Annotated in this window: 7 protein-coding genes and 1 pseudogene; 3 read left to right on the forward strand and 5 right to left on the reverse strand. The window is 71.1% G+C overall.

Going from position 1 to position 6,000, the window contains the following annotated elements; all coding sequences use genetic code 11:
- Positions 1 to 537 precede the first annotated feature (537 nt).
- Positions 538 to 1,167: a hypothetical protein gene (locus tag ABD355_RS44410; protein ID WP_344407150.1), complete on the reverse strand. Its 630-nt coding sequence runs from the start codon at positions 1,165 to 1,167 to the stop codon at positions 538 to 540.
- Positions 1,164 to 1,454, reverse strand: coding sequence for a hypothetical protein (locus ABD355_RS44415; protein ID WP_344407152.1), 291 nt, complete (start codon positions 1,452 to 1,454; stop codon positions 1,164 to 1,166). Before ABD355_RS44415 ends, ABD355_RS44410 begins: the two co-directional genes overlap by 4 nt.
- A gap of 779 nt (positions 1,455 to 2,233) precedes the next feature.
- Between ABD355_RS44415 and ABD355_RS44420 the strand changes: the two genes are divergently transcribed.
- From ABD355_RS44420 to ABD355_RS44430, 3 genes and pseudogenes are all read left to right on the forward strand, one after another.
- Positions 2,234 to 2,818, forward strand: a complete 585-nt coding sequence (locus ABD355_RS44420) for an SAVMC3_10250 family protein (RefSeq protein ID WP_344407159.1) — start codon at positions 2,234 to 2,236, stop codon at positions 2,816 to 2,818.
- 495 nt (positions 2,819 to 3,313) lie between these two features.
- Positions 3,314 to 3,451: pseudogene (locus tag ABD355_RS44425) on the forward strand (transposase); the annotation flags it as partial.
- Positions 3,452 to 3,457: 6 nt separating this feature from the next.
- Positions 3,458 to 3,880 (forward strand): DUF6233 domain-containing protein, encoded by a 423-nt coding sequence (locus ABD355_RS44430; RefSeq protein ID WP_344407161.1) that lies wholly within the window; start codon positions 3,458 to 3,460, stop codon positions 3,878 to 3,880.
- 24 nt (positions 3,881 to 3,904) lie between these two features.
- Here the strand turns inward: ABD355_RS44430 and ABD355_RS44435 are convergent, their stop codons facing one another.
- The 3 genes from ABD355_RS44435 to ABD355_RS44445 all read right to left on the reverse strand — a co-directional run bounded on the left by ABD355_RS44435 (position 3,905) and on the right by ABD355_RS44445 (position 5,666).
- Positions 3,905 to 4,939 (reverse strand): YaaC family protein, encoded by a 1,035-nt coding sequence (locus ABD355_RS44435; protein WP_344407154.1) that lies wholly within the window; start codon positions 4,937 to 4,939, stop codon positions 3,905 to 3,907.
- A gap of 238 nt (positions 4,940 to 5,177) precedes the next feature.
- Entirely contained in the window at positions 5,178 to 5,381 is a 204-nt protein-coding gene (locus ABD355_RS44440) for a hypothetical protein (protein WP_344407155.1), read from the reverse strand.
- 144 nt (positions 5,382 to 5,525) lie between these two features.
- Positions 5,526 to 5,666: a hypothetical protein gene (locus ABD355_RS44445; protein ID WP_344407156.1), complete on the reverse strand. Its 141-nt coding sequence runs from the start codon at positions 5,664 to 5,666 to the stop codon at positions 5,526 to 5,528.
- Between the last annotated feature and the right edge of the window lie 334 nt (positions 5,667 to 6,000).

Genomic DNA, 6,000 nt, shown 5'->3' on the forward strand with positions numbered 1-6,000 from the left:
AACGGGCCTTCGCAGACACCGAATTCGCGCCGCTCCTGCCCGACCCCACGGTGACCGGGCGGCCCGTTCCGGGGCCAACGGCCCCGGCTCCTGCACCCGACCGGGGAGGGTCCCGGAAGGGACCCGGCCCTCACCCCCACGCGGCCCCCGACAGGGGGCACGCCTCATCGCCGGTCAACGGCCGGGCCGCTCGAAGTGCTGCTCGTCGCCCGTCGCCCGCGTGCACGACGATCGCTGGGGAGGCGGTGCGGCGGGCCGGAGGCCGGTCCCGGCCCTTCACCTACGAGCAGCTGTACACCATGGCCGTCCAGCACTGCCTGAAGCACCACTCGGAAAACGGGTGAGCCGACCCGGGCCGCCCGGGCGCCGATGGTTGGCCGGGCGGTCCGGGCCGGACTTGCTGTCGGCCCCGAGGAGCTGGACGTGGTGCGGCCGTTGGGCGGCCCGCCGGGGCGGCCCCGTCGTGGGGTGCCGCCGGGCCGGCGCTCACGCTCGCACGGCGGCCCGGCCGCCCGCTGTGGCGGGGGAGGGGTGGTGTTACGGGTGTGGGTGCCGGCTGTCGGTCGTGGCGGGCCGGGTGGTGGCGGGGTGTGTGGTGTGGGCGCGGTGCCATGCTTCGCGCCAGGGGCCGAGGGCGCGGTGGGGGATGTTGCAGCCGGTGAGGAAGGCTTCGTACTGGCGTTGGTCGGTGGGCAGGCGTATGCGGTTGACGATGCGGGAGGCGTTGGCGAGGGGGAGGACGAACACGTCGTCGCCGGCGCGTCCGGCGCGGCGTTGGAGGGTCCGCAGGGGTGGGGCGCCGTCTTTTTCGTAGGCGGCGGCGAGCGCGGCCAGGAGGTCGGCCTCGTTGCGCACGTAGGCGGGCGCGGGGGCGGCGAGGGTGCGCAGCCGGCCGCGTTCCTCGATCCGTGCCCGGCGCCACAGCCGCATGACGTCGGTGACGGCCCGTGGGTCGTCGGTGATCCCTTGGACGTAGGCGATCACGTTCTCCTCGCGCGGTACCGGGCCGGTGCGGCGGGCGGTGCGCTGGAGGGTGGACACCGACAGGCCCGTACGCCGGGCCAGTTCGGCCCAGCCTGGGCCACCGTTGACCCAGCGCAGCGAGTGGAGGAAGACGCCGAGGGCGATCCGTTCCCGGGCGGGCGGCCTGCCGCTGCGTACGGTCACGGCCTCGGCTCACGTGCCACGCGGACGGCGGCCGCTGCGAGCGAGGCGGCGAGACGGCCGGCCACGGGCCTGCCGGCGAGGCGGCCGCATGCGGTGACGGACGCGGCGCCGATCACGCCGCAGCCGCTGACGAGGGCGAGGACGTCGCCGACTGGCATGCCGGTCACGGCGAGGACGCCGCCGATCACGGGAAACGCGACGACACCGGCGACCTGCGCTCCCGTGCGGGGGCGGCCGGGAACGCAGGGGGCCTCGGCGGGCACGGGCAGAGGGGTGAGCTGAGGCACGGGGGCACTCCTGGGACACGGGGCGGGCCCGCCCGCACACGGGGAGCGGGCCGCCGAAGACGGACGGGTCGCAAGTGACCGGCATCCGCGAGCAGTTGGCGCTGCCCGTGCGCGGGGCCGGTGCGCCAGAGCATGCCACGGTGCCGCGCCGTACCGCCTCCCCCGATTGTCCTGAATGTCCTGCAGATGGTCGGCGCTGTTCCAACAACGGACTTCGAGCCGTGAACGCCGGGCTTGGGCCCTGGAGGCCTGATACGGATCTGCCGCGTCACGACCGGCAATTCCAGCCCCGCTTTGGCTACGGTCAGCCACGATGGTGGTCATCCGTGTTCCAGACCTGCTTGCCCCGGGACGAGGGACTCCTTCATGATGCGTGGCATCCGCCGACCGGTTCCCCGCCGGCGGCGCTCCTGAGCCGTACGGGTCGCACCTTGGCGCATCAGGACACCCCGCAGGCCGTGTTGGCGCACGCCCTGCCCGCTGGGGCCCGGCACACCACGTTCCGGGCCCCAGCGCATGCTCACCCCTCCGCCTGCGCCGCCGTACGGCTCCGTCTCCCGCACCCGACCGGATCCGGCCCCGCATGGCTCCCGCACCGCAAGGACGGTGCTGGGGGCCCACCTGCTCCGGGGCCAGCGGGCCCCGGGCCCGCGCTCGTCCGGCGAGGGTCCCGGAAGGGAGCCGGCCCTCACCCCGCGTGCGGCCCCCGGCAGGGGGCACGCCCCTTCGTCGGCCAATGGCCGGCCCGCTCGTAGTGCTGCTCTCTGGCCGTCCTCGGCATCGAGGTATCCCCCTTCGAGGCTCTCGACGCGGTTATCGACATGATCGAGGAGAAGCACGGCGAGCGGTCCCGCCATGACGTGGACCTGCGGGTCGGGGACTGGATCAGGCTGGACGAGGTCTTCCTCTACGGCCGGGCATCCAGCGCGAGGGACCCCGCCATTGAGAGGTACAACCTTGTGTACTTTGCAGCCGCGGAGCTCCCACCCCTGGCACTGCTTGCCTCGGGCTACCACATCCTTGACCGAAGGCAGCCAGAACCGACCCCACAGCAGTGCTACGACCCCGGACACTTCTACATGGAGGCCTTGCGCGAGGAATTCCGGCACCTGCGCGAGCTTCCAGGAGGGGGAGCCGTGGGCACCTTGCCGGACCCGGACGACGTCGAGTACAGCAACGTGGGTACCTCGGTCGGCTGGCTGTGCGGCAGCGACGCGCGACAACACCGCAACATCATTCGCTGGATGCCGCCGACGAAACTCGCCGGTCACGCCCGTGTCCTGGCCGTTGGCAACGCTCCGGGCGGCAATCACGAACGCTGGCTACTGGCTACACCGCTATACCTCGAATACGCCCCCCGCTGACGCAGGTGGGCACACGTGCGTACGTGACCGCACGGGCCGGGACGGGGTGCCCCAGCCGCGGATGGTCGTTGCCGTGGACGCCGATGTGGGGCCGCGGTGCTGTAGGTGTGGTGGCTCGCTGCCGTCAGCTCTCATGTCCCGCCGCCTGGCTGGCCTCGCCGCCAGACGAAGGCGTTGCCGAGCACCCTCGCCGTTGCCTGGCGGTCAGGATGTTGCCGTCGCCGTTCGGAACGGCGACGGCAACGACGTCCAACCGAACGGCAAACCAGGTCTCCACCATCCTCCATGCCCTATGACCTGCAAAGATGAAGATGTGACACAGCTTCTGGCCGAGGCCGGCGACGTCGCCGAGCGGGTCGCCGGCCACCCGCGCAGCCCGACGCCCTGCTCCTGGCCGCGCGCCTGGTCATCCCTACCGCGCCCGGTCCCGGGTACGACACCGAGGTCCGCTGGCACGCCCGGGCCCTGCTGGAGGCCGCCGTGGCCCTGCCCGATCCGATGTTCAGCACGCCGCGCGTGCTCGGGGTCGACGATTTCGCCACGCGCAAGGGGCACTCGTACGCCACGCTGATCACAGACGTCGAACGCCATCACCCGATCGACGTGCTGCCCGGGCGCGAGGCCGCGCCGCTGGCCGGTTTGTACCGCGTCTCCGTCCCGGCCTGGCAGAACAGTGCTGACGGCCGTGTAGAGCCCGCCTGGTACACGGTGTGGGTGGAGGCGCCCGCCGCCCATGTCGAACCGGTCGCCGGCGTCTCGTACGACGACGTCCCCACCACGAGCCTCCCGAGACAGCCGATGGAGCGGAAGATCCTCGGACCGCGCCGACCTACAGGGTGGGTGCTGCAGACACTGGACCGCCGACACGGCCCGGACCGGGGTGTCCTACACGTCCCTGACTGCAATGAAGCCCCGCAGGGCGCCCCGGCCCTCACAGTCGACCAGGCGCTGAACGCCGCAGAGAAGGCCAGCGTGAGGCTGTGCAGCCTCTGCGGCGCTGACGCCGAACTGGAGCCGCTCCTATACAGGTTCGGACATGAAGGCTCCGACCCGGAACGATGACCGGACGCCCGGTCATCAGGGCGCTCAGAGGCGCAGCGGCCGCCGGAAGAGCATCGGCTCCTTGTCCAATGCCTCCAGGACCAGGTGGGGGAGCACGTCCAAGGCGATCTCCAACGCGTGCTGGACCACGGCCGCGTTGGGGGACTTGTCCAGGTCAAGGATCTCTGTCCACTTGCGGGGCTGGTACCGAGAGATCATCGAGAACGTGTACAGCAAGAGCCACCACGTCATCAGAGGGGACGGAGGAGGCGTCTGCTCTGGGCCGATCGGAGGGCGCAGGTACCGCTCGCCCTCGAACCGGTGCTGGGGGGCCAGCTTGTCGAAGAACGCCTCAATCTCCTCCTCGGAGACGTCTTGTGCTGGTTTTCCATGCGGCACGGGCACCCCGACGTCCACAAGGAAGCGGTCTTTCCGGGCCTCCCTGAATGCGGTGTCGCTGCCGCCCCAGAGCCGCGCGTTCGCCATGGCCGGGTAGTGGGCCATGGCGGTGCGGAACCAACTCTCCCTGTCGGCTTGTTCGGGCATGTCGGTGTTCACGGCGATCTCGGCGCGAAAGTGCGCTGGACCGTGCTCCGGGCCCTCGGCGTATCTCTCCCTGTAGAGCTCCAGGGCCACGGGTGAGGTCGCGCCCGCGAGCGGGAACTCGCACAGGCCTGGAAGCGATGCCCACAGCGCCCCGAAGCTCGCAGTGTCTGCCAACTGCTCGGATCCGGTGGCCCTGGCGACGAATTGGAAGGCACCGTCTCCGTCGGGACGGACCGTGATGTTAGGAAGGTCCGGCTGCATGTCCAGGACCTTCAAGCCATGCTTACTGAAGCTCCAGTTCCCCGGGGTGTGGGCCGCTGTGATAGCGAGGCCAGCCTGAACTAGCCCGTAGTAGAGGTTGATCGGCCTGGTCGCTGACGTAACGATCCTCGCCGCCTCTATCTGTTCTTCGAACTGCTGTAGAGCCGCGGAAAACGACTTCCGCCTGGCAGACGACTCTTTGAGTAGCGTCTTCTCGATGAGGCTGGTCCGGCGATAGCGCAGCGCGAATCGCAGGTCTGGTGCGTCGTCCACGGTGATTCTCCTAGTCTGTGATCCGCGTACACATGGTGGACTCCAACTCGATCCCGCGGCTAACGGCCGCCCGCCAGATCGCGCCGGTCGTCGTAACTTGATCCGCGGGCCGGTGGCGCAATACCCGGCCCGGGAGTGAGGCGCGTTCAGATGCCCGGAGCCCGGGCAGCGCGCAGGAGGCTGGCAGCGATCCCGATCAGTGCCTCGGCCTCACCGCGGCTGTACGAGAAGTCCTTGGTCACCTCGTCAGCATGCTCGGCCCCCGACGCCTGATCGAACGCGGCCTTGTAGATGGCGCGCCACCGCTGGTGTCGGGGGCGGTGCCGTTGCGGCGGGCGCGGCCCCGGGCGGCGTAGAGGTGGGTGAGGCCGGCGGTGAGGACCGTGTGCTGGTCGGTGGGGTCGAGGTCGGCGTAGAGGCGGCTGACGGCGGGAGCCGCCACGGCCTCCCGCTGCCCGGGCCGGTCTGCGAGGGCGTACGGCTCGTCCGCGGCCGACTTGTCCCATAGCTGCCATCCGGAACCGTCGGAGAGCGGCCTGACGAGCCCGGGCCGAGCCGCCCGTGTCCGCCAGGAGCTGCGGACGGCCTATCGGCCGGCGGGTGCGGGTTCGGGTTGCTCGGCGCGGGTGGTGGTGTGGATGCGCTGCCAGGCTTCCGGCCATGGGCCCATGCGGAGGGGGTGGATGCCGCAGCCGCGCAGGAAGGCCTCGCACTGATGCCAGGTCACGGGCCGGGCCTCGCGGCGGGTGATGCGCCACAGGGTGGTCAGCGGCAGCAGCAGGGCCCCCTCGGCGGTGTCGGTGGTGGCGCGCTCCTGCAGAACGCGCCGCGGCGGTGCGCCGGCGCGTTCGTAGGCGGCGGCGAGCGCGGCGTCGAAGTCGGCGGGGGTGCGGATGCTGTGCCCTGCCGGGGCCTCCCTCGGGCCCGGCAGGGCTCCAACCCCAACCCCCGCAATGATGGGGTGCTACTGGCCGCAAACCGACGCGACGCAGGGAGTGTGATGGCGCTTCTTGAAAACGGTCACCCGTGATCTGGTGGTTGGCCAAACCTGCTCGGTGGAT

It is taken from the genome of Streptomyces longisporus, assembly GCF_039532765.1.
In the GTDB taxonomy this organism is placed as follows: domain Bacteria; phylum Actinomycetota; class Actinomycetes; order Streptomycetales; family Streptomycetaceae; genus Streptomyces; species Streptomyces longisporus.